The organism is Saprospiraceae bacterium, from assembly GCA_016709995.1.
GTDB lineage: Bacteria > Bacteroidota > Bacteroidia > Chitinophagales > Saprospiraceae > JADJLQ01.
On the sequence record JADJLQ010000001.1, the window covers coordinates 88,162 to 109,561 of the forward strand.

Here is a 21,400-nt window from a genome sequence, read left to right on the forward strand (position 1 = left end):
TTTCAATAATGGCCCTTTCCAAAAAATTAAAAGAAAAAAAAATCTTCGAAATAGATTTGGTCTTAAATGAACTAAGACCCCATCTGGCCCAGGACGGTGGCAATGTAGAAGTACTGGACTATACAGAAGAATTGGATGTGAAAATAAAATGGTTGGGTAACTGTGAATCCTGTTCCATGTCAGCCTTTACCCTCAAAGCAGGTATCGAACAAGCCATTAAATCTAAGTTCCCGGAAGTCAATTCAGTGATTGCAGTCAATAGTTAATGAATTATATGTTTTGGGATAGAAAAGCCCTAAATCATCAGATTTTATCCTTAAAATCCTGCCTTTGTGTAGGACTAGATACAGATCCTTTGAAGTTGCCCTCCCGGGTATCCAGCGTCCTGCAATTCAACATGGCTATTGTTGAGGCCACTTTACCTTATGCTGTTGCTTACAAGATTAATTCAGCATTTTATGAAGTCCAGGGTGCAGCCGGTTGGGATAGCTTAATTCAGACGATAGCATTCATTCAATCAAAACAAAAGTTTGTCATACTCGACGCTAAACGGGGAGATATAGGCAATACAGCCTCTCTATATGCAAGGACTTGTTTTGAGACATTAAATGCCGATGCTGTGACTGTAGCGCCTTATATGGGCAAAGATTCAGTAACACCTTTTTTAGAGTACGCCCGTAGATGGACCATATTGCTGGCACTCACCAGCAATTCAGGAGCCGCAGATTTTCAACTACAACAGCTTCATTCAGGAGAATATGTATTTGAAAAGGTATTAAAAGAAGCGATTAAATGGGGTCACCAGGATCAGCTCATGTTTGTAGCAGGTGCCACAAAGGTCTCTTTTTTACAAAGGATCAGATCGATTGTTCCTGATTATTTTCTCTTAATCCCTGGCATTGGAGCCCAGGGTGGTGATCTAAGCGAAGTGATGAAGGCTACACTTTCTGATTCTGGAGATATATTGATTAATGCATCCAGAAGTATTATATATGCATCTGGTGGCCTGGATTATGCATCCGCTGCAGCCGCCGAAGCACATCTTTTACAAAAAAAGATGTCTGCATTTCTATAAAAAACTTCATTTGTAAAGAATTTTCTTGCTACTTATATTGTTTTAGCTAAATCCAATCATATTTTATAACTTTTTATAAATAACAGTCAATTATGAATAAACTATTTTTCTTGTTTTTAATGGGGGCGCTGTCATTCGCATCATGTACTAAAAAGATGGCATCGACTACTGCTTCTACTTCAGAGTCAAAGGCCAGCATGCCTTCAGTACCTGCAGCCACTTCTGCCAAGTCGGATGCACAGGCTGTGACAGTTTTGAAAGGGTATATTGATGCCATCGGGGGCAAGGACAAGCTGTCGAATGTAAAATCAATGATGATGAAAATGTCAGCAACTACCGGCATGGGTGATTTGAATATTACACAATATATGAAGGCTGGTAAGTCAGCCATGAAGACGGAGATGGCAGGATCAGTCGTAATGGAACAAAAATTTGATGGTACTACTTTGCAAGTCTCCGGAATGGGGGGCACTCAAAATATCACGGATGCAGCTGCCATCAAAGGTGCAAAAAAACAAGCCAGGATGTTTGACGAGTTAGACCAACTGACCTCAAATGATAACTTAAAAAAGTACCTTGGAATGGAAGATCTTGATGGTAAAAAAGTGCACAAATTGATGATCACCGATGAAGATAAAAATGAGTCGACTCAATACTTTGATGTCGCCAGTAATCTGTTAGTAAGGACTATCTCTACTACGGATGCCATGGGCCAAAAGCTTACCCAGACTATGGACTTTAGTGATTATAAAGATGTCAATGGCGTAAAATTTCCTCATTCAGTTAAAATGACAGGAGGATCAGTCCCTTTTCCCCTGGATATGAAAGTAATAGCGCTCATGGTCAATAGCGATTTGCCAGACCAATTATTCAAAATCAATTAATTTAATTCAATATGAAATTCTTATATTCTTTGCTGACAGTATGTATGCTGGCAGCCGCAGCCCAGGGACAATCTGATGCCAAAGCTTTAGCAATTGTTCAAAAAAGTATCGAGTCATCCGGTGGCAAGGATAAAATGATGGCCATTAAAACGATGATTCGAAAAATGGAGATCAGTATGCCATTTGGAACTTCAGAATCAGAATCATATTATAAAAATGGTAAGTTCTATATGAAATCTTCTATGAATGGGGCAGTCGTGATGGAACAGAAGTATGATGGTAATCGGGCCACCATGAATGGTATGCAAGGTTCTCAAACAATAGATGATGAAAAAATGCTTAAACGTATGGAAATGCAGGGAAAAATATTTCCTTCATTATCCCTTACTGACGAAGATATTACTTTAACTTATTCGGGTACAGATAAAATAGCAGGCAAACCTTGCGATAAAATTACTTCTAAAGACAAGGAAGGCAATGAAACTACACTCTTCTTTAATTCTGACAATGGATTGATGGTTAGAATGATAACCAAAGGGGAATGGCAGGGTACTGTCACAGAAACTACAATGGATCTAAGCGATTATAAGCCCATAGAGGGCATTTTGTTTGCCCATAAAATGGATATGAATACCGGCCAATTTCAAATGACCATGAAAATCACTGAAATTAAATTGAATGCAGAGGTAGCAGATGCTATGTTTATGATCGAATAGAGTTATAGGTAATCTGTGTCAAAAAAATAAATACAAAAGGCTTTTTGAGGGTAACTTCAAAAGGCTTTTGCTTTTTTAACGAAGTTAATTAACATTAGAATGCAGGATAGAAAGCAGCGAAACATTTAAAATTTCGTTAATAATAAAAAACAGCCCCTGAACTAGAAGAAGAAACTCCTGATTAACTCAAATTGTATGAAATTTAACAGGGGCTGTGCTCTCTCATTTTAACTAACGCAGGATTTTGGCCGAAAATTTCATTTGGCCTTTTTTTCTTTTACTTTTTTTTTACAAATTGGTTTGGAGTGTTAATAATAAAGGATTCTGTATCATACCGAACCTTTAAACTGAGTACTCAGCCAAGAATGACTGTTCGGCGCTGCATAGCCTTCGTGAGAGACCGGAACTCAAAATTCTATGTGCATATAGTCAGCATAATGATATTTTGGCAGGCTTAAAGGGATCGCAAGAGGTTACAGCAGCTCAAATTTTTCGCCATAAAGAATTCAATGTTGGAATGCGCCGTCAGCTAATTTTACAAAGCTTTGACCTCATGGATTAGATCCTGGAGTACTTTTTTAGCATCGCCAAATAGCATTCTTGTCTTATCATGGTAAAATAAGGGATTGTCTATACCGGCATAGCCACTGCTCATGGACCGCTTGACCACTACCACCATTTTAGCCTTCCATACCTGGAGTACCGGCATGCCAAAGATAGGACTGTTAGGATCATCTTCAGCAGCAGGATTCACTACATCATTGGCGCCAAGTACCAGGACTACATCCGCATTGGTTAGTAATTCATTGGCTTCCTCTAAGTCGATCAGTTTGGGATATTCGACATTGGCTTCAGCAAGCAATACATTCATATGACCAGGCATACGACCTGCGACAGGGTGAATGGCATACCTTACTTCCACACCATTGGCTTCCAGTAAATCTTCTAATTCTTTGGTGGTCTTTTGAGCCTGGGCTACAGCCAGGCCATAACCAGGGACAATGACTACAGATTTGGAATAATTCAAGCTCACAGCTAGATCAGCAGAAGCAATCTCCTTGACGGATTTAGCCCCTCCTGCTCCGGCAGCACCTGCCGCTCCGGTACCACCTCCTCCAAAATTACCTATGAGCACATTCAAAATGGACCTGTTCATAGCCTTGGTCATCAGAATCGTAAGCAAGGTCCCGGCAGCACCTACCAGAATACCTCCGGTGAGCATCGCTTTATTGTCATACAAAAAGCCACCGGACGCCGCAGCGACACCAGTGAAGGAGTTAAGAAGAGAGATCACTACAGGCATATCTGCACCTCCAATAGGCATTACAAAAAACACCCCATAGATCAATGCAAGGATTAAAACCAGGTAAAAATATACCCTGGTCATCTCAGGACGAGCCATTATGATATAAATGACAAGCACGAGGATGACAGCCAGGAGCAACAAATTGACGATATGTTGTCCTTTAAAAGTAAAATCTTTGATACTGCCATTGAGTTTACCCCAAGCGATCATACTTCCGGCAAATGAAATCGAACCAATGATTAATCCTAAAAATATAATCAACAGCGTGCCTCCGTGGAGACCTGAGAAGAATCCTGCCTGCCCAGTATATCCCTGGGTCATATGATTAAATTCTATCAGTGAAATCAACGCAGCACAAGCACCACCCATACCATTAAAAAGACTTACCATCTCAGGCATGGCGGTCATTTTGACTTTTTTGGCTGCAATCCATCCAACTAAAGTGCCGATAGCAAGACCGCCAAAGATCCAGCCAAAATTGTGCAAACTATGTCCTTCTTCGGATTGGTATAAAAAAATTGTGGCGAATATAGCTGCTGTCATACCGAAAGCTGCTATCAGGTTGCCCTTTCTGGCAGAAGTAGGATTAGACAGCATTTTCAGTCCCAGTATAAAGGTGACTGCAGCTATAATATATATTACGGTTAGAAGACTTTGGCCCATCATTCAGCTATTTACTTTTTCTTTTGCTTAAACATTTCTAACATTCTATCAGTGACTACAAAACCTCCTACCACATTGATGGCTCCGAGGATCACCGCCAGAAAACCCAGTATTAATGCAAGGTAATTACCAGGCTCTGCTTTGCCCATGACGATGATGGCTCCTATGATAACGACTCCATGGATGGCATTGGCTCCACTCATCAAAGGTGTGTGTAAGACGCTGGGTACTCTACCGATCACCTCGATACCCAAAAATATCATGAGGAGGACGATATAAATGATTTGTTGATTTTGTTGGATCCAATCTAGCATGGTTTATATTTTTATGATCATTTGGTAATACAAGCGGCGTGAAGAATTTCATTGGACTCATCATAGGCGATCTGACCGTCTTTAATAAGTACTTTTAAAAAATTGAGGTAATTATTACTCAACAAAAAACTCGCATCGATCGCAACTGAATTGGCTAAAAAACTACTTCCAATAATATTGATGCCGTGATGATTGATGGTCTCTTTGTCTTTGGTGGCTTCACAATTGCCACCTGTAGAGGATGCTAGATCCACAATGACTGATCCGGGTCGCATCCTGGTCAAGGTGTCCGCAGTCAGCAGGATAGGCGCTTTTTTGCCCCTGATTTGTGCTGTACAGATGACCACATCAGCTTTGGCCGCTTTATCCTGCACCATCTGTCGTTGTCTGGTCAAAAATTCCTCTGTTTGCTCCACGGCATACCCTCCGGCCCCTTTATCATCTTTGGCACCTTCAACTTCAACAAATTTGGCACCAAGGCTTTCTACTTCTTCTTTTACTGCTTTTCTTGTGTCAAATACTTCTACTACTGCTCCCAATCTTTTTGCTGTAGCAATCGCCTGGAGCCCAGCTACACCGGCACCGAGCACCAATGCTTTGGCAGGTTTGATGGTACCGCTCGCAGTCATCAACATCGGAAAATATCTGGGCAGCAGTCCAGCTGCGATCAATACCGCTTTGTAACCTGCCAGAGAAGCCATAGAGGATAATACATCCATAGATTGAGCCAAAGAAGTTCTTGGGATCATGTCCAGTGAGTATGCATGTAAGCCACTAGATTTATAGGGTGCGACAACCTCAGGATCTTGGTAGGGTGCAAACATAGAAATGATGGTAGTTCCTTTCTTTATATTGGGAAGATCACTTACTTCAGGTGGGGCGGCACTCAGCAAAAGATCAGCGCTTTGTAATACCTCTTCCCTCGAGCCAATCTTAACTTTGTCTCCAAATACTGAATCCTGCATAAATGCCTGTAAACCAGCATTTTTTTCTAGGATAATGGTGGTGTTTAACTTTAAGTATTTGTCTATGGTCTCAGGTACGATAGCTATCCTGGGATCGTCATTGCTGGATAAAATTCCGATTGTTAACATTCAATAATTTTATGTTGGTTGCCAGGCGCGAAGATAAGAAAAATAGGGGGAGTCCTCACTCTTCTTCACTGAAATCTGGATGGAAATACTTAAAAATAACTTCTGCTTTCTTATTACCGATCACCGGAGACAGATCGGTGACGGCCGCTTCCTGGACCCTGGCCATCGAACCGAAATGTTTTAACAAAGTCTCTGCTGACTTTTTGGCTATCCCGGGAATGTCGGTCAAGCCGGTAGTTAAAAATGCTCTGGATCTTTGGTCTCTGTGAAAACTAATCGCAAATCGATGGGCTTCGTTTCTGATCTTTTGGATCACCTTGAGCGATTCTGATTTTTTATCAATATATAATGGTACAGGGTCATTGGGAAAATAGATCTCTTCTAGCCTTTTTGCGATGCCTATGACTTTGACCTGGTCCTGTAAGCCAAGTTTTTCTATGCTTTCCATGGCTGCGCTCAGCTGCCCTTTGCCTCCGTCTATGACGATTAAATCCGGAATAGGTTTTTCTTCTTCTATCAATCTTCGGTATCTCCGATATACGATCTCTGACATGGATGCAAAATCATTAGGGCCATCTACTGTCTTGACATTGTAGTGTCTATAATCATTTTTCGAGGGTTTGGCATTTTTAAATACGACACAAGCGGCTACGGGATGACTCCCTTGTATATTGGAATTGTCAAAACATTCGATATATTCTGGATCTTTGTCCATGTGCAAATCCATTCTCAGCGTAGAGAGTATTCGCTGAGTGGCAAGTGGTTTGGTGGAGTTGGTAGCAATCTCTGATTTTTTCTGCAGGATATAGTAGCGAAGATTTTTTTGCGAAAGCTCAAGCAATTTCTTTTTGTCCCCTCTTTGAGGTACAGTGATTTTTATATGCTCATCATCGAGATCTATTTTGAATGGCGTAATGATTTCATTGGCGATGCTGCTGAAAGTATCCCGGCATTCGAGGACGGCGTAAGCAAGTAAAGTTTCCGGATCTTCATCAAGATTTTTTTCAAGCTCGAAGGTGTGTGCATTGATTAGTGCACCTTTGATGATGCGCAGATAATTGACGGTCGCTTCTTTTTCATCGATATCTATACTGAATACATCTACATCGCCAATACTGTGGTGAACGACCATCGATTTGGATTGATAATCATCAAAAGCATCCAGCCGGATCTTATATGCCTGAGCTGCCTCAAAATCGAGGTCCTCGGCATGAACCTCCATCTGACTCTTTAAAAACGATTTGGCATCACCAAAATTTCCATTGAGTATGTTGCGGATCTGTTTGATCCTGGAGGAGTAATCTTCTTCTGTTTCAAATGCTTCGCATGGACCCAGGCAGTTTTTGATATGATACTCCAGGCAGACTTTAAATTTATTTTTTGTAATATTCTCCTCCGATAATTGAAGGGTACAATTGCGCAGCGGAAATATAGTCTTGAGGAAGTCTAAAATGATCTCAGCTTTATATTTTGATGTATAGGGCCCAAAATATTCTGACCCGTCTCTATAAATTTTTCTGGTAAAAAATATCCTGGGGAATCTTTCTTTTTTTATGCAAATAAAAGCATAGGATTTGCCGTCTTTTAGATTGACATTGTACCTTGGTTGATTTTTTTTAATTAAAGTACTTTCCAGAAGTAAAGCATCATGCTCGGTCTCTACCACAAGGTACTCCAGGTGGACAGCATGCTTGACCATGGTGATCGTCTTAAAGCTATGGCCTTTTGAATCCGTAAAATAGGAGGTGGTCCTTTTGAGCAGGTTTTTTGCTTTACCTACATAGATAATCTCCCCTTTGGCATCCAGAAATTTATAGATACCAGGTTGCTCGGGGATCATGGTCTGTAATAGCTTAAAATCTTCTTTCTTCATGCTACAATGCCGGACCTTAAGGATTGATTCATTAACTGGGTCAAGAGTAGTCCACTAGCAGGACCCAAAGATAAGCCCAGCATGCCATGTCCGGCATTTAAAAACAGATTGTTATATGCCGGCAATCTTGATATCAAAGGTAATCCTGTAGAAGATAGTGGTCGATATCCAAACCAGGGTGGAGCTTCTTTTAGGGATGCCTCATCCAGGTCGGGGAGGTAAGCATGAATAGTTTTTAAGATGCCCTGGATCCGATTTTTTAAGACCACATCATTGAAGCCACCAATCTCCATCGTCCCTCCTAAGCGCAGACTTTGGCCCATCGGAGTCACGGCCACTCTGCCCTCTACCAGTATCATCGGGGTCACCCATGGAGGCACTACTTCTTCGATAGTGACATTATATCCTTTGCCCGGTTGTATTAATATTTTGCAATCTGCTAAATGGGCAATATGACTACTCCATGATCCTGCGGCTATTACAAATTGATCAGCTTCTACATCTCCATTGGTTGAAATGGCTGTTTTGATGACAGCCCTTTCTTTTTTAAAACCAGTCACTTCAGTATTTGGGAGCCATTCGATATTTTTCTCTTTTAATTTCGACTTTAATGAAGCCATTAACATATGTGGTGTGACATGCATGTCATCAAGATAATGGACACCACCCAGGGCATTGATCGTCGTACCCGGATTAAGAGCTTCTATTTCGTTCTTTGAAAGGACCTGAGCACGTATCCCGATTCTATTGGCTTGATGACTGAGATTAATCTCTGTCTGAAGATGCCCGGTAGTATTGCAAACCATGATGATGCCTTTCTTTTTGAGGTCCATCGAAAGGGCTTGATCACTTAATTGAATATAAAGATCTCTCGACCAATTTAGGAGAGCAGACAATGGACCTATATTATTCCGCACATGGCTGGCTGTACTATGTTTGAAAAAACTTAAGCACCACCGGAGGAGATCTGGATCCAGAGACGGTTTGATGTAAAAAGGGCTGGAGGCGTCAAACATCCATTTAATACTTTGGGTGATAACTCCTGGAGCGGCGAGTGGGATAAAGTGACTTGGACAAATCATGCCGGCATTGCCATAAGAAGTACCGGAACTAAAGTCACCTTTGTCTACGATCGCTACTTCATATCCGGCTTCTGACAAATAGTATGCACTAAATAATCCAATGATGCCTCCTCCAATCACACAAACCTTCATCGCCCAAAATTACAAAACCTGAAACCCATACGCATAAGGATCGTCATCATCAATGGTTATCGTGTTTTGCCCTGTGATTTTAGCCCATCCTTCGATACTGGGTACTATAGCTCTTTTTCCAAAGTAGTCTATTTCGTCCTCCACCTCGCCTGTAAACTTACTGTGGATGATGCTTTCATGTACGAACTGATCTCCTTTGTTAAGCTTGCCTTGAGCATGCCACTGCGCCATGCGCGCAGAGGTGCCTGTGCCGCAAGGCGATCTGTCAATGGCTTTGTCTCCATAGAATACTGCATTGCGTCCATGAGAACCAATATCACGAGGCTTTCCTGTCCACAGGATATGCGAACAACGTTTGATAGTGGGGTTGGCAGGGTGTTCAAAAGTATAGAGATCGTTGATTTGCTGACGGAGGATAGGGCTCCACTGAATCAACTGACTTGCTGAATAATCATCTATTCCATTGAAATGAGGTTGAGGATCAACGATTGCGTAATAATTACCCCCATAAGCGACATCCACTTTTAAACTGCCTAATACCGGACAGTCGACTTCAAGATTGGTCGCCTCCAAAAAAGAAGGAACATTGGTCAGTTTGACAGAAACCACCTTGTCTCCTTGCATTTTGTATTCGACCATGATCAATCCTGCGGGTGCTTCCATCCTTACGATGCCGGGGGTTTTGGGTTGGATCAATCCTTTTTCAATACCTATTGTAATAGTTCCTATGGTGCCGTGGCCACACATCGGTAAGCATCCGCTCGTCTCGATAAATAAGACAGCTACATCGTTGGCTTCATCATGTGGTGGGTATAATATACTTCCACTCATCATATCATGTCCACGAGGCTCAAACATCAAACCTCTGCGGATCCAATCATATTCAGCCAGGAAATGTTGCCTTTTTTCACTCATATTATTACCTATCAAATCGGGTCCTCCTTCTGCGACCAACCGTACAGGATTGCCGCAAGTATGTGCATCATAACAAAAAAAAGAATTTTTCATAAATGGCGGTAATAACGTTTTTTGATCAAAGTGAGGTACGTAGCATTAAGATTAAATGATAAAAGTAGGTACTATTTTACATCAATTATCGCTCTGAGCAGGACGGTTTTTAATTCTAAAGCTCAGAAAGGTGCTTTGCTTATGAATAAATTTGCAATTTTGCATCCAAAATTTTTCATATATAAAAATTATGCATGTATTATTATCTCAAAGGTAAACTTACTTCTATCCACCCTACAGTAGCGGTCATAGACTGTAATGGAGTAGGCTATCATGTGCACATCAGTCTGCATACTTATAGTCAAATAGACAAATCAACAGAGGTCATGCTATATACCCATCTGGCTATCAAAGAAGATGCTCATGTCCTCTACGGGTTTGCACAATTAGACGAAAAATCACTTTTTCAACTATTGATATCGGTCAGTGGGGTAGGGACCAGTACCGCTCAATTGATTTTGTCTTCTCTGACACCAGATGCCATCAAGCAAGCAATAATCCGTGAAGACGACCTCACATTCAAATCAATAAAGGGAATCGGGGAGAAAACTGCCAAACGAATCATCCTGGATTTAAAAGACAAGGTGGGTAAGGAATCTGACCACCGATCACCCGTGATTCCCGGGCAGCCACATCACAATACTTTGCAAGCTGAAGCGTTATCAGCATTGATTGCTTTGGGCTTCCAGAGGAATAAAAGCCAGCAGGTACTGGCCTCTATTAGTCAAAAGCAATCTATCCAGAGCGTGGAGGAATTAATAAAACAAGCATTAAGGCAGCTTTCTTCTTAATTGAGGCAAGTCATATTATTATTCAAATTAATGTGTAACTATTTTTAAATTAGAAAGTTATTGTTAATTTTGCCTCTTATGCTTACGAACTGATCAAACCAATAAATTAGTCTAAGTTTTGTACCACAAAAGGATTTTAGTCAATATTTAGAATGAAGCCAATTTTATATTGTATCATATGCCTGGTAAGTATTTGGTGCGCTCATCCGGTGATCGCAGCGCCGCTCGCCCCCCCGGATCCTTACCTTAAGGAATATTTAACTTCGGCTCCGGACACTACACCAGCGCAAAAAATCAGGCTCCCTCAGGACAAAACTGACCCTATCCAGTTAAAAGACCCTTCTTCCATTGATAAGTCGGTGGAGTATGACCCTACTACTAATAGTTATATACTCGTAGAGAAAATCGGTGATGATATCATTAATTCTACTCCGATGACCTTTGAGCAATACGTGAAGTATAAGAATCAGGAACTTCAATCTAAATATTTCAATGATTTAGCCGGCAATTCTGATGGTAGACGCACTACCGGCAAGGACCCAGTTGAAAAAATCGATGTCAAAAAATCTTTGATAGATTGACTATTTGGTGGAAACACGGTGGAGATCAAACCAAGTGGCAATGTGGATATTTCTCCGGGAGTGTCCTATCAAAATATCAAAAATCCATCCCTGACCCTGCGTCAGCAAAAACAGCTAACCCCTGACTTTGATATGGGCATTCAGATGAATTTACAAGGTAAAATCGGCGAAAAGCTCAATCTGGATGTGAAATATAATACGCAGTCAACCTTCGATTTTGACAATGCTATGAAGCTCAACTATAGTAGTGATAAGTTTAGCGAAGATGAAATCTTGAAAAAAATAGAGGCTGGTGATGTGAGTTTGCCTTTAAGGACTACCTTGATACAAGGCGCTCAAAAGCTATTCGGAGTAAAAGCAGAGACCCAGTTTGGTCATCTTAGGTTGACAGGGATAGCCTCCCAAACTCGTACCCAACAAGAGCGCATCAACCTTCAGGGGGGAGCCCAAGTGCAAGAGTTTGAGATACAAGGAGATGAGTATGATGAAAATCAGCATTACCTCCTCGGACATTACTTCAGGAACATTTTTGAGCGGTCCATGATCAAGCTCCCTTATATCAATACACTGGCCAAGATAGACCTTAATAGTCTTCAGGTATGGGTAAGCCCGGATCCCAGGGATATCAATAATCTGCGGCAAGTGGTGGCTTTTTCTGATTTAGGAGAATACGATCGGATGAATAATCCTGACCCGGATTTCTGGCGAATGGGTGTCACTCCAACGATCGATCCACAGTACAACGAAAAGCTTCCTGAAAATAATACGAACAGAATATATAAGGAGTTTCTCGCTGACCCAAGCCTTCGACAGGCCAATAATGTCGTCAGTGGGCTTCAAAGACCACCATTCAATTTCGTCATTGGTAGAGATTTTGAAGTATTTAAAGGGGAGCTGCTGGATCAACGTGAGTATACCGTACATCCTGACCTGGGATTTATCTCGTTTCGGAGGACAGTCAGGCCAAGTGACATAGTTGCTATATCTTATAAGTACACGTTTAATGGAAAGGCCTACAAAGTCGGAGAGTTTACACAAGAAGTCACCCCAGATTCTTTATCAGTCATCGTCACGAAACTGGTAAAGCCCAGATCCAATCGAATCGATTTTGCTATGTGGGACCTGATGATGAAAAACTTTTATTCTTTGAGATCTTACGGCATCAGCGAAGAAGATTTTAAGTTGGATATATTTTTTGATGACCCGGGAGCTGGCGAAAAACGATTCTTGCCAGAAACAGAACTCAAAAGCATACCCCTGCTCAATCTACTCAACCTGGATAAGCTCAACAAACAAAGAGATCCCTTGCCGGATGGAGTATTTGATTATGTGCCCGGATTGACCATAGACCCACAAAATGGCCGCATGATGTTTCCGGTGCTAGAGCCATTCGGGAGCAGTTTAGGAAGGAAGATATCTGATCCGGACTTAAGGAAAAAATATGTATTTCAGCAATTGTATGATTCTACCAAAACAGCTGCCTTAAACTTCCCTGAGGCCAACCGGTATATCATCAAGGGCGAATATAAGTCATCAAGTGGAGGGGATGTCGCGCTTAATTCATTCAACATTCCTCAAGGATCTGTACGTGTCAAGGCAGGCGCCCAGGAACTCAGACCGGATCAATATGAGATAGATTATCAGACCGGGAGGGTGAGAGTGACAGACCAGGCGATTTTAAGTTCAGGAGTGCCGGTCAGTATTGATTATGAAAACAATTCTCAATTTGGATTTAACAATAACCGGACTATGTTTGGTCTGAGAGGTGAGTATGATTTTAATAAACATCTCAGTGTAGGTGGTACGTTGATGAGACTTTTTGAGCGACCTTACACCCAAAAGGTCAATATTGGCGAAGACCCTATCAATAATGCCATTTATGGATTGGACCTGGTATATAATAATCAGGCGCCCTGGATCACGAGGTTCTTGGATCGGTTACCGTTATTATCGACCAAAGAACCTTCTAAAATTGCCTTCCTTGGCGAAGCAGCTGCACTCCGTCCAGGCCATTCAAGGGCGATCAATCAAGGCAAAGACAAAGGGGGTACATCCTATATCGATGATTTTGAAGGTAGTACGAGCAATCAGGATCTGGCTACCCAAATCAATTCCTGGTTTATGTCCAGTACGCCATCGAGCAAAAAATTCAAAGAATCTGCGCCTGATTTTAGCAATACCCTGATCCCAGGTTATAATCGTGCCAAATTGAGCTGGTATCGTATCGATCGGCTTGTAGACGGTGGTAGGTCGGGATTGGATAATTATGCTGCCCAGATTCCGGTTCAAGAACTCTTTCCTGCCCGTCAAATAGCACCTGGCTTAAATACAGAAATTTACACCTTTAATTTGACTTACAATCCGATAGAGCGGGGCCCATATAATTTTGATCCACCAGGAGGATCTCCTTATTCTGCCGGGCTGGACAAAAATGGTAAGCTGCTCGATCCCCGGTCCCGATGGGCCGGTATTCAAAAAGGCTTGTACAACACTGACTTTGAAGCCGCCAATATAGAAACCGTAGAGTTCTGGTTGCTCGATCCTTTTATGAGCAAAGCGGATGGATCCCCGGTCACAACCGGAGGCAATTTGTATATCAATCTTGGGGATATATCTGAAGACATCATGAAAGATGGTCAACTCTTTTTTGAAAATGGCCTTCCAACCACAAAGAATAAAACCAGAGTAGATAGCACTGCCTGGGGCAGAATACCTTTGGTACAAGCTATTACTCGGGCGCATAACAACGATCCGGAGATACTCAAACAGCAAGATGTAGGATTTGATGGATTAGACAACGATGGTGAACGGCAGCATTTTTCAGACTATCTCCAGAAACTTCAGTCAGGTGGTGTGAACCCTCTGGATATAGAACGAATTCGTGAAGACCCTTCCAATGATGATTATAAATTCTTTAATGATCAATCTTACGATGCCAATTCAGGCATCGTGAAGCGATATAGCAATTGGAACAATCCTGAAGGGAATAGCAGCTTTACTGACCAGGCCGGTACTACTGTGAGAAACTATACTCAATATCCTGAATCAGAAGATATCAATGATGATAATGCCTTCGATCAAAGTGAAGCTTATTTTGAATATAAAATCCCTCTGTATCCGGATCAGACAGGGCGAATGGCCATCAATAAATATGTCACAGATACTATCTCCGGTGCCAATGGAAGAGTATGGTATAGAATTAAAATCCCTATAAATTCTCCGGACTCTACGGTAGGCTCCATCAGTGGATTGAGAAATATTCGGTTTATCAGGATGTATATGACAGATTTTGACCAATCTGTGACGCTGAGGATGAATGCCATAGATTTAGTCAGAAATCAATGGAGACGATATCAATTGCCACTGTGCCTGGGGGATAAAATAGATGCAGACTTCCAGTTTGATGTCAATGATGTTAATATCGAAGAAAACAGCCAACGTTTTCCAATCCCTTATGTGGTACCTGCAGGCATCCAAAGAGAAAATACGATAGGTCCATACCCCAATCTTTTACAAAACGAACAATCAATCTCCTTGTCGGTCAAAAATCTCGAAGGGGGATGTGCTGCAGCAGTCTACAAATCATTGAGGATGGATATGCGTAACTATGAGCGTATACGTATGTTTGTGCATGCAGACTCCCCAGAGCCATTGAGCAAAGAAGAGTTTTCTACTTTCATCAGGATCGGAAGTGATTTTACTAATAATTATTACGAATATCAGATACCCACGACGCTCAGTCAACGAGATTTAATCGTGCCAGGCAAGGAATCTTCTGAAATTTGGAAAGCAGAAAACGAATTGGATCTGGCACTTCAGGCACTCGTAGAGCTTAAGAAAGAGCGCAATGCGGCCAATGCCCCTCTCGACCTGGAATATGCCAAAGCCGATCCAGAACATCCCGGCAATAAAATGATCGTATTAGGCAATCCTACTTTAGGCAAAGTAAAACAAGTGATGCTAGGACTCCGGTTTCCTCAAAAAAGTAATATTCAGCATTCGGCAGATGTATGGTTCAATGAATTGAGGCTAAACGGGCTTAATGAACAAGGAGGATTTGGAGCCATAGCCCGATTAGATCTGCAACTGGCTGATCTGGGTGATGTATCTATCAGTGGCAACCTCAATTCGATCGGCTGGGGTGCACTGGACCAAAAAGTATTACAGAGAAGACAAGAGGATCTTAAACAAATCGATATCAACTCCAATCTTGAATTAGGTAAATTTTTACCTCAGAAATGGGGTATCAAGATCCCGCTCTACACGCAGTTAAGTGTCAATACCAGTGCACCAAAATATGATCCTTATGACCTGGACATCAAGTTAAAAGATAAATTGTTAGAAGCACGAAGCAGTACTGAAAAGGATAGTATCCGCAATCAGGCCCGTGACTATGAGTCTATACGCAGTTTTAACCTGACCAATGTGCGAAAAGAACGAAATGGTCAGTCGAAGCCTATGCCCTGGGACATTTCCAATTTTGGATTTAATTATTCTTTTACTCAGACCAATAATCATGATCCTATCATAGAGTCTGATCAGGAAAATATATACAAAGGAGGATTCAACTATAACTTTGCCCGTCAGGCCAAATATATATCCCCTTTCAAAAAGTTGATCAAAAACGACAAATTATTGCCTTTTATCACCCAGTTTAATTTTAATCCTTTGCCAAATAGTTTTTCATTTACTACGGGCCTGGATAGAAGATTTGGCAATCGGGCGTTTAGATTTTCCACACCGGAATATGGTCGGTCTATCACTAAATTATTCTATTGGGATAGAAAGTATAATCTGCAATGGGACCTCACCCAATCATTTAAGTTCTCTTTCAATGCCTCTAATAATTCTGTCATCGATGAGATCAGAGCGATGGATGATCTGGGTAGGGTAGATCCAAATTATGATGAAAGAGCCAACAGAGATACCATATGGAAAAACATCTCTAGTCTCGGCAGACCCAAAAACTATATGCATAATATTAATGCATCTTATAATGTCCCTACGAAGCATATTCCTCTCATGGACTGGATGCAAATTACTGCCCAAGGTACAGGTACTTTCGCCTGGCTTGCGGGGTCCGAAAATGTGGTAGATTTTCTGGGCAACGTGATTCAGAACAGTCAAAACCGACAGCTTAGCGCCAATTTCAATTTTGATGCTTTGTATGATAAATGGGGTTACCTGCGAAAAATCAATCAGCCTGCTGTCAAAGCTTCTTCCAATCCTGCTGGTCCACGAACAAGGGATCGTTCTGGAGCTCCTCAACCTGCCAAACCCGCTGCTGATCGAAATGCCAAAAAGGAAAAACAACCAGGGTGGATAGAACGGGCTTTGATCAGACCATTGATGAGTTTGAGGAAAGGTCGGTTGACTTACTCTGAGAATCTAGCTTCTTTGGTACCTGGCTTCAGGGGTTCGCCTAAATATTTGGGCCTGAGCAATGGGTTTGGAGATCCGGGATGGGCATATATCTTAGGTATGGATCCTACTCAAACCTGGCTGGACGATATTGCTCGTACAGGTGCTATCACCGATGATGTAAGGCTCAATGAGCAGTTTTCAAGAAATTATACTCAAAATCTGGATGCACGCCTGACGGTGGAGCCTTTTAATGAGTTTAATATAGAAGTCTCCTTAACCAAAAATTATACCCGCAACTATCTCGAATTTTTTAAAGATGATGGCAGTGGTAGAGGGTTTAGGCATTTGGCTCCTACAGAAGTTGGATCATTTAATATATCCTATTTAGGCATCAATACCTTGTTTGGCAAAAACGTGGATTCATTGTATGCTGAGTTTGAACGCAACAGAGCTATTTTCTCACAGCGATTACCCAATCAGCCCGGAGCTGGACCTCATCCCAATGATCCGACTTATACGGAAGGCTTTGGAAGGAAAAATCAACAAGTGATCATCCCGGCTTTTTTAGCGACCTATACGGGCATAGATCCAACTGTAGCAGGGCTGGATGTATTCAAATCCAAGCCGCGACCAAATTGGCAGCTCAGTTATACCGGACTGCATAAACTTCCTCTGCTTAAAGAGTTTTTGAGTGGGGCTACGATTAGACATGGGTATTCTTCCAAATTAGTAGTCAATCAATTTAATTCGGACCTATTCTACGATTCAGACTCCCTGTATCGTAAAAAAGCATTGACTAACGATTATTACTCAAGGATAGAGATACCTAATGTGATCATGACAGAAGCATTCAACCCTTTGATAGGCATCGATTTTAAAACCAAGTCTGACCTCCAGTTTAATATGGATTATTCTATAGCCAGGAGCCTTCAATTGAATATGATTGACTATCAGCTGATAGAACAAAACTCTAAAGAACTGACTGTAGGGTTTGGCTGGAGAATCAAAAACGTAGTCATGCCTTTTGGCAAGTCCACTAAGACCCGTACCCGTACGCCAAAACCAGCTCCTGGAGCGACGCCCGATGCAACAGACGCGCGTGGAAGGAATAAAGCAGCTGCCAAGAAGGGTAATGATCTCAATCTTAAGTTTGATCTATCCTTCAGGGATGATCTGACCAATCAAAGAGTACTTGATCAGGATCAGAATGTGCCTACCCGGGGTGCTAAAACATTGAGGGTCTCCAATGGCGCAGATTATGAAGTGAATGATCGGGTCACCCTGAGGTTGTTTTTTGATTATAACCGTATCATACCCGCAGTGCAAGAATCCTTCCCGATCACTACTGCCCGCGGAGGTTTGACCATTCGGTTAGCATTGAAATAATAATACCGTATTTTTATGTCCTTAAACTTATAGGATTTAATATCTCCTGACCTGTATAATACAAGGTGGTTTTATCAGCGTTGAGGGTGTATATGATCACAAATAAAACATGACTAAACGAACCATTTGGTTGATCATCGTCTCCATGGGCATTGCTTTGCTTGGGAGCATATTATTGCAGATGTACTGGATACGGTTGACACTTCGAGAACAGGAAGAACAGTTTGATCGGGAGGTAAATCAAATACTGGGTACGGTAGTTGAAGACATCGATAAAAGAGAATTAAAATTATTAAACGATTATATTGACTATTCTCCAGGTGAAAGCCAAAAGTTGCTGTTAGCCAATAAAGACAAAGGTATCATAGATCGCCTGGGCAGCCGAAGGGGGTTTTTATTGATAGATTCTTTGCTGAAAAAAGAAGTTTTCAGATTAGGCAATAACCATGAATATCATTATGGTATTTACTCAAGCCGGGACTCCGGGTTTGTAGTGATAGACAATATGTTTAGTGTGAGCTCTATGTCAAGCTCCATGTCGAAAAGTGGATTTCAAAGAGGTCTATATACTACCCCTTATACTATTCAGCTTTTTCTACCAAGTGACAAGGGAAGTGGTCGATTGTTTTTGTACCTCCCGTTTAGAAAACAGATCATCTGGAAAACTTTGCTCCCTGCAGCTATTGGGTCTTTGGTATTTTCTGCTTTGATCCTGGCGTGTTTTGCCTACACGATATATGTGATCCAACAACAGAAGAAAATCTCTGATATGAAAAATGATTTTATCAATAATATGACCCATGAGTTTAAAACGCCTATCGCGACCATCTCTTTGGCTTCTGACTCTATCAACAATCCTTCGATAATATCCAATCCTGATAAAGTTCAACGCTTTACTAAAATCATCCGACAAGAAAATTCCCGAATGTTGGGGCAGGTAGAAAAAGTGCTTCAGATCGCCCAATTAGAGAAAAAAGATCTTCAACTCAATTTTACTGAAATCAATATTCACTCTCTACTTCAGGATATTGCAGAGAATGTGAACCTCCAGATTAAGAGCAAAGGTGGACAATTAAAATTGAATCTGGAGGCGGCTGATGCGGTCATTGAAGGAGATATGACTCACATCTCCAATATATTGTACAACCTAATGGATAATGCTAACAAGTACACTCCGGAGAGCCCTCATATCAGCGTTCATACGCGAAATGTATCGAATGGTATAGAGATCAGTATTGAAGACAATGGTATTGGTATCAGCCGGGAGAACCAAAAGTATATTTTTGAAAAATTTTATAGAGTATCCACTGGCAATCTTCATGATGTTAAAGGCTTTGGGTTAGGGTTGAGCTATGTAAAAGTGATGGTAGATGCTCATCAAGGTACTATTCAGGTCAAAAGCGCACTAGGTAAAGGGAGTACTTTTATTTTGTATTTTCCTAAAAAACAAAATAAAAGCTAAATAAGATTTTTATTTGAATATCATTTTGTTTTTGTTTGAAAATCCATTTATTTAACTTAAATTATTGGTTTTCACATACTTAAGTAAGGTGTTTTAAGTTAATATTTATATTTTTCATAGCACTTGTTAAAATTTCACTTTTTGTTAAAATTTATTTCCACATTTAAGCGTTAACATTGTATATAAAAAAATTAATCCCCTATGGTAAAAACAAATAATAAAATCCTACTTGTCGAAGATGATCAAAACTTTGGCGATGTCCTGAGATCCTATCTTGAAATGCACGACTTTGAAGTGACCTTGGCCACTGATGGGCAAGAGGGATACGAAGCGTTTAAAAAAGATCATTTTGACCTTTGTATTTTCGATGTCATGATGCCAAAGAAGGATGGTTTTACATTGGCTAAAGAAGTAAGGCAAAAAGACGCCGAAATTCCGATAGTCTTTCTTACTGCCAAGACGCTGAAACAAGATATCCTGGAAGGTTTTAAAACAGGGGCTGATGACTATATCTCAAAGCCTTTCAACTCTGAGGAGTTGCTTTACCGTATTCAGGCTATTTTAAAAAGAAGCAAAAAAGCTGCTGATCCAAGAGAAGAAATCAAGGAGTTTACCATTGGGAAATATCATTTTAATTATCCTTTGAGATTATTACAGCATACGGTGACCAATAAAAAAGATAAGCTTTCTCCAAAAGAAGCGCATCTCTTAAGGATGTTCTGCATGTACAAAAATGATGTACTGGCCAGATCAGAAGCACTGACCAAAATATGGGGTGAGGATAATTATTTTACAGCCCGAAGCATGGATGTATTCGTAACCAAACTAAGAAAATACCTCAAAGATGATCCGGATTTGGAGATCGTCAATATTCATGGAAATGGATTCCAATTGTTGGTGCGCAATGAAGCACCGGTGTAATAATATTCAGCATTTAAAGATTCGTTAGGAGGAAATGTGTTGTGAGACCCGTTTCCTCCTTTTTTTTACCTTAACGATTGACAAGTATGGAAACCATCCAAGTCTTTATCACAGGAGGGACATTCGACAAGGAGTACAACCTGATCACAGGTAAATTATACTTTAAAGATACCCATCTGCACCATATGTTTGAACGCGGCAGATGCGTGGTCAAAACAGATATCAAAACATTGATGATGGTGGACAGCCTCGAGTTAATGGAGGAAGATCGGGCCATTATCATTCATAATTGCAAACGCAGTCCTTATAATAAAATCATTTTGACGCATGGGACTGATCGTATGGTGCATACAGCCACCGTATTGGCTCAGGAAAAGATAGAAGGTAAAACGATTATACTCACTGGAGCAATGATCCCATATGCATTTGGCAACTCTTCCGATGGATTTTTCAATCTTGGCGCAGCATTGGCTTTTGTACAGACGCTGCCTCACGGCGTTTATATAGCGATGAATGGGAGGTATTTTCATTGGAACAATGTGCGAAAGGATATGGATACTGGATTATTTGAAGAACTCAGCTGAATTTTTTGTGTGTTTGTATCTATGACATAATAGCATGAAAGTAAAGATGAAGTAATTGAATACCAGTGAAGTTTGTATTAAATATATTCGTTATATTAATAATTTGATGTATTTTTGATTTGCCTTATCCCATAAATTTGTAATTGTGTTGAATATCAATCATT

At 41.0% G+C, this 21,400-nt stretch carries 16 protein-coding genes; 10 read left to right on the forward strand and 6 right to left on the reverse strand.

The features are described from left to right. The first annotated feature begins 8 nt into the window (after window positions 1-8). From IPJ09_00415 to IPJ09_00430, 4 genes are all read left to right on the forward strand, one after another. Window positions 9-266, forward strand: coding sequence for a NifU family protein (locus tag IPJ09_00415; GenBank protein ID MBK7369923.1), 258 nt, complete (start codon window positions 9-11; stop codon window positions 264-266). Then, entirely contained in the window at window positions 266-1,075 is an 810-nt protein-coding gene (gene pyrF / locus IPJ09_00420) for an orotidine-5'-phosphate decarboxylase (protein ID MBK7369924.1), read from the forward strand. Before IPJ09_00415 ends, pyrF begins: the two co-directional genes overlap by 1 nt. Window positions 1,076-1,167: 92 nt before the next feature. Then, window positions 1,168-1,959, forward strand: a complete 792-nt coding sequence (locus IPJ09_00425) for a hypothetical protein (GenBank protein MBK7369925.1) — start codon at window positions 1,168-1,170, stop codon at window positions 1,957-1,959. Between the two features lie 11 nt (window positions 1,960-1,970). Then, the gene (locus tag IPJ09_00430; protein ID MBK7369926.1) at window positions 1,971-2,675 is read left to right on the forward strand and encodes a hypothetical protein; all 705 of its coding nucleotides are present in this window, start codon (window positions 1,971-1,973) and stop codon (window positions 2,673-2,675) included. 535 nt (window positions 2,676-3,210) lie between these two features. Here the strand turns inward: IPJ09_00430 and IPJ09_00435 are convergent. Genes IPJ09_00435 through IPJ09_00460 form a run of 6 tightly spaced genes read right to left on the reverse strand, consistent with a single transcriptional unit; the run spans window position 3,211 to window position 10,147 of the window. Further along, entirely contained in the window at window positions 3,211-4,644 is a 1,434-nt protein-coding gene (locus IPJ09_00435; protein ID MBK7369927.1) for an NAD(P)(+) transhydrogenase (Re/Si-specific) subunit beta, read from the reverse strand. Between the two features lie 11 nt (window positions 4,645-4,655). Beyond that, the gene (locus IPJ09_00440) at window positions 4,656-4,958 is read right to left on the reverse strand and encodes an NAD(P) transhydrogenase subunit alpha (protein MBK7369928.1); all 303 of its coding nucleotides are present in this window, start codon (window positions 4,956-4,958) and stop codon (window positions 4,656-4,658) included. A 17-nt stretch (window positions 4,959-4,975) separates the two neighbouring features. Then, a complete protein-coding gene (locus IPJ09_00445; protein MBK7369929.1) occupies window positions 4,976-6,052 on the reverse strand; it encodes an NAD(P) transhydrogenase subunit alpha in 1,077 nt (358 codons plus the stop codon). Between the two features lie 55 nt (window positions 6,053-6,107). Next, window positions 6,108-7,925 carry an excinuclease ABC subunit C gene (locus IPJ09_00450; protein MBK7369930.1) on the reverse strand — a complete coding sequence of 606 codons (1,818 nt, stop codon included), beginning with the start codon at window positions 7,923-7,925 and terminating at the stop codon, window positions 6,108-6,110. After that, window positions 7,922-9,139: an FAD-dependent oxidoreductase gene (locus tag IPJ09_00455; protein ID MBK7369931.1), complete on the reverse strand. Its 1,218-nt coding sequence runs from the start codon at window positions 9,137-9,139 to the stop codon at window positions 7,922-7,924. Before IPJ09_00455 ends, IPJ09_00450 begins: the two co-directional genes overlap by 4 nt. 9 nt (window positions 9,140-9,148) lie before the next feature. Next, on the reverse strand, window positions 9,149-10,147 hold the full coding sequence (locus IPJ09_00460; protein ID MBK7369932.1) for a 4-hydroxyproline epimerase: 999 nt from the start codon (window positions 10,145-10,147) through the stop codon (window positions 9,149-9,151). Window positions 10,148-10,341: 194 nt separating this feature from the next. Between IPJ09_00460 and ruvA the strand changes: the two genes are divergently transcribed. The 6 genes from ruvA to IPJ09_00490 all read left to right on the forward strand — a co-directional run bounded on the left by ruvA (window position 10,342) and on the right by IPJ09_00490 (window position 21,236). Then, window positions 10,342-10,938: a Holliday junction branch migration protein RuvA gene (gene ruvA, locus IPJ09_00465; GenBank protein ID MBK7369933.1), complete on the forward strand. Its 597-nt coding sequence runs from the start codon at window positions 10,342-10,344 to the stop codon at window positions 10,936-10,938. A gap of 152 nt (window positions 10,939-11,090) precedes the next feature. Continuing rightward, window positions 11,091-11,519 carry a hypothetical protein gene (locus IPJ09_00470; GenBank protein ID MBK7369934.1) on the forward strand — a complete coding sequence of 143 codons (429 nt, stop codon included), beginning with the start codon at window positions 11,091-11,093 and terminating at the stop codon, window positions 11,517-11,519. Window positions 11,520-11,537: 18 nt separating this feature from the next. Then, entirely contained in the window at window positions 11,538-18,269 is a 6,732-nt protein-coding gene (gene sprA, locus IPJ09_00475) for a cell surface protein SprA (GenBank protein ID MBK7369935.1), read from the forward strand. A gap of 109 nt (window positions 18,270-18,378) precedes the next feature. After that, a complete protein-coding gene (locus tag IPJ09_00480; GenBank protein MBK7369936.1) occupies window positions 18,379-19,731 on the forward strand; it encodes a HAMP domain-containing histidine kinase in 1,353 nt (450 codons plus the stop codon). Between the two features lie 201 nt (window positions 19,732-19,932). Continuing rightward, on the forward strand, window positions 19,933-20,652 hold the full coding sequence (locus IPJ09_00485) for a response regulator transcription factor (protein ID MBK7369937.1): 720 nt from the start codon (window positions 19,933-19,935) through the stop codon (window positions 20,650-20,652). Between the two features lie 86 nt (window positions 20,653-20,738). Further along, on the forward strand, window positions 20,739-21,236 hold the full coding sequence (locus tag IPJ09_00490; protein ID MBK7369938.1) for an asparaginase: 498 nt from the start codon (window positions 20,739-20,741) through the stop codon (window positions 21,234-21,236). Window positions 21,237-21,400: the final 164 nt, after the last annotated feature.

Excerpts from the sequence above, each read along its gene's own strand:
- IPJ09_00425 (MBK7369925.1), top strand. The coding sequence starts at position 1,168 with ATGAATAAACTATTTTTCTTGTTTTTAATGGGGGCGCTGTCATTCGCA.
- IPJ09_00445 (MBK7369929.1), bottom strand. The coding sequence starts at position 6,052 with ATGTTAACAATCGGAATTTTATCCAGCAATGACGATCCCAGGATAGCT.
- IPJ09_00485 (MBK7369937.1), top strand. The coding sequence starts at position 19,933 with ATGGTAAAAACAAATAATAAAATCCTACTTGTCGAAGATGATCAAAAC.
- IPJ09_00490 (MBK7369938.1), top strand. The coding sequence starts at position 20,739 with ATGGAAACCATCCAAGTCTTTATCACAGGAGGGACATTCGACAAGGAG.
- ruvA (MBK7369933.1), top strand. The coding sequence starts at position 10,342 with ATGTATTATTATCTCAAAGGTAAACTTACTTCTATCCACCCTACAGTA.
- IPJ09_00415 (MBK7369923.1), top strand. The coding sequence starts at position 9 with ATGGCCCTTTCCAAAAAATTAAAAGAAAAAAAAATCTTCGAAATAGAT.
- IPJ09_00440 (MBK7369928.1), bottom strand. The coding sequence starts at position 4,958 with ATGCTAGATTGGATCCAACAAAATCAACAAATCATTTATATCGTCCTC.
- IPJ09_00480 (MBK7369936.1), top strand. The coding sequence starts at position 18,379 with ATGACTAAACGAACCATTTGGTTGATCATCGTCTCCATGGGCATTGCT.
- IPJ09_00455 (MBK7369931.1), bottom strand. The coding sequence starts at position 9,139 with ATGAAGGTTTGTGTGATTGGAGGAGGCATCATTGGATTATTTAGTGCA.
- IPJ09_00470 (MBK7369934.1), top strand. The coding sequence starts at position 11,091 with ATGAAGCCAATTTTATATTGTATCATATGCCTGGTAAGTATTTGGTGC.
- IPJ09_00460 (MBK7369932.1), bottom strand. The coding sequence starts at position 10,147 with ATGAAAAATTCTTTTTTTTGTTATGATGCACATACTTGCGGCAATCCT.
- pyrF (MBK7369924.1), top strand. The coding sequence starts at position 266 with ATGAATTATATGTTTTGGGATAGAAAAGCCCTAAATCATCAGATTTTA.
- IPJ09_00435 (MBK7369927.1), bottom strand. The coding sequence starts at position 4,644 with ATGGGCCAAAGTCTTCTAACCGTAATATATATTATAGCTGCAGTCACC.
- IPJ09_00450 (MBK7369930.1), bottom strand. The coding sequence starts at position 7,925 with ATGAAGAAAGAAGATTTTAAGCTATTACAGACCATGATCCCCGAGCAA.
- IPJ09_00430 (MBK7369926.1), top strand. The coding sequence starts at position 1,971 with ATGAAATTCTTATATTCTTTGCTGACAGTATGTATGCTGGCAGCCGCA.